At 72.7% G+C, this 2510-nt stretch carries 2 protein-coding genes and 1 pseudogene; 2 read left to right on the top strand and 1 reads right to left on the bottom strand.

The annotated features are described in order from the left end of the window. Positions 1-382, bottom strand: a pseudogene (locus A6Q79_RS00605) (hypothetical protein); the annotation flags it as partial. A 283-nt stretch (positions 383-665) separates the two neighbouring features. Here A6Q79_RS00605 and A6Q79_RS00600 point away from each other — a divergent pair. Beyond that, positions 666-1208: a hotdog domain-containing protein gene (locus A6Q79_RS00600; RefSeq protein WP_317695346.1), complete on the top strand. Its 543-nt coding sequence runs from the start codon at positions 666-668 to the stop codon at positions 1206-1208. A gap of 183 nt (positions 1209-1391) precedes the next feature. Then, on the top strand, positions 1392-2510 hold a 1119-nt coding region (locus A6Q79_RS00595; RefSeq protein ID WP_317695343.1), incomplete at its 3' end, for an LCP family protein.

The following is a 2510-nucleotide window of genomic DNA, read 5'->3' as shown; positions in this document are numbered from 1 at the left end:
ACCCGATCCGGCCGACGTAGCGCGGCTCGGGGTCGACGTCGGGGTCCATGTCGAGGCGGCCGAAGACCAGGCCCTCGTGGGCGGCGTCGAGCTGGGCGATGCGCCGGGCGGCCTGGAAGACCATGGCGTCGCGCTCGACCAACCCGCCCTCGTGGCCCAGGCGTCCGCGGTCGTGGCCCTCGCGGGCCAGTCGCTGGGCCGCCTGGGAGGAGGCCGCCAGCTGGACGTAGACGCCGTCGACGTACTCCTGCTCACGCGCGATCTCGGCTGCTGCGAGGTCCTCGGCCACCGCGTCCTGCTCCCTGTCCACCGGGCCGCCACGGGGGCGACGGCACGCCTGCTGCTCCTCCTGCTGCGACGCCTGCGGGGGCGCGGGCAGCAAGCACCCGACTTTACCGGTCCCGGGGCGGGGACCGTGACCGGACGGGGGCCCTGGGACGGCCTCCAGGGGTGTGGGGCTTCTCACCCCACCGCGGCCACCCGTCACCGGCGCCCGGGGGAACCCCCGGGGGTGTCTCCGCCGAAGCGGTACTCGCTGGCCCACGTCGCTACGATCGGCAGCGGCCCGCCGGTCGCGACGTCGACGAGGACGTCCACCGTGTGCCGGGCCTTTCCCCCGCAATGCCCCCGCACCGCACGCTTCCCCGCGAGGACCCAGGACCGACGTGAGCCAGCCCAGCACGCCCGCCCGCCTGCACCGGACCCTGCCCCTGGTGGCCGTCCTACTGGCGATCGTCGCGACGTTGGCGCTGGCCGCCTCGACGATGAGCAGCCCCGCGCCCGCGGAGGACCCGCTCTCGGTGAGCGCGACGGCGCAGGCGCCGGTGGAGACCCCCGGGGACGAGCGGCCCAACATCATCTTGTTCTCCACCGACGACCAGCGCCTCGACGAGATGGTCTTCCTCGCCCCGGTCCACGTCGGCGACATCGTGCGCACGCTGGGTCAGGTGAACTGGGCCGGGCGCTCCTCGATGGAGATCGGGGTGCGCGTCGAGGCCCAGCCCTGGAACGACCCGAGTGCCGACGGGCTGCACGTGGCGTCGGCGTACTTCGTCTTCGTCGCCATCGACGAGGAGGGCCGCTCCCGCGAGGTCCCACCCCTGGTGCCGGAGACGCCCGACGACCTGCGGCGGCACCGCGAGGCGGAGATCCGACGGGCGCACCGACTGGCCCGCAAGTCCGAGATCGAGGCGGGTCGGCGCGCCTAGGAAGGACGCGTCAGCGGACTTCCTGATGGTGGTCGAGCGAGCGGCGCGGCTGAGGCACGAAGGCGCGACCCGCGTGTCGAGACCAGTGTGGCGCCTGTGACTGGTGATACTGCTGGGCATGCCCGCCCCTTCCCCCGGGTCGCCCGTCCAGGCAGCGCGCACCTCGGTCGCCGAGCCTCGCTGATGGTGATGACCCTGGTCGCGCCCGGCTCGGCGCAGCTGGCGGCCGGCGGCAACCGACGCGTCGGCCTGGTCGCGCTGCGCACCTGGGTGGGGATGTGGCTGCTGGTCGTGGTCGGGGCGGTCGCGGTGGCCTTCGACCACGGGCTGGCTCTCACCCTCGGTTCGACCCCGTGGTTCCTGCTGCTGCTGCGCCTGGCCCTCCTGGTCGGCGCGGTCGGCTGGGCCTTCCTCTTCATGGACGCCTGGCGCCTGGGTCAGCCGCTGACCCTCGGCCTGGCGCACCGCCGCGCCGCCGTCGGCGTCAACGGCGTGCTGTGCCTCTCGGTCGCCGGCGCCCTGCTCTTCGGTGCGCACGTCGTCGGCGTGCAGCGCGACCTGATGCTCACCATGTTCGGCTCCGGCCAGGTCACCGACGCCCACCACGGCCGCTTCAACGTCCTGCTGCTCGGCGGTGACTCCGGCGCCGGGCGCTGGGGCCTGCGCCCGGACTCCCTGACCGTCGCCTCCATCGACGAGGTCACCGGCCGCACGGTGCTCGTCTCGCTGCCGCGCAACATGCAGAACTTCCCGTTCGCCGAGGGGTCGGTGATGGCCGAGCAGTTCCCCGACGGCTTCGACGCCGACTACCTCAACGGCGTCAGCACCTGGGCCCAGGACAACACCGAGCTCTTCGAGGGCAGCGAGGACCCGGGCGTCGACGCGACCATCTCCGCGGTCGAGGGCATCACCGGCCTGCAGATCAACTACTGGGCGATGGTCAACCTCCAGGGCTTCAAGGACCTCGTCGACGCCGTCGGCGGCATCACCCTCAACGTCCGGCAGGCGATCCCGGTCGGCCTGCCCCACGACGACTTCTTCCACTACATCGACCCCGGCACGCGCAAGCTCTCCGGCTTCGAGACGCTCTGGTACGCCCGGGCGCGCTACGACTCCGACGACTACTCCCGCATGGCCCGCCAGAAGTGCGTCATGAACGCGATGCTCCAGCAGGTCAGCCCCAGCGTCGCGCTGCGCAACTTCCAGTCCATCGCCCAGGCGTCCTCGGAGCTGATCTCCACCAACGTCCCGGCCTCCGAGGTCGACACCTTCCTCGAGCTCGCCCTCAAGGCCCGCGGCCAG

This window comes from Aeromicrobium sp. REDSEA-S32_B7 (genome assembly GCF_001626145.1).
Classification (GTDB): Bacteria; Actinomycetota; Actinomycetes; order Propionibacteriales; family Nocardioidaceae; genus Aeromicrobium; species Aeromicrobium erythreum.
The sequence above is the reverse complement of the archived record's forward strand: the minus strand, read 5'-3'. Positions and strand labels throughout refer to the sequence as shown.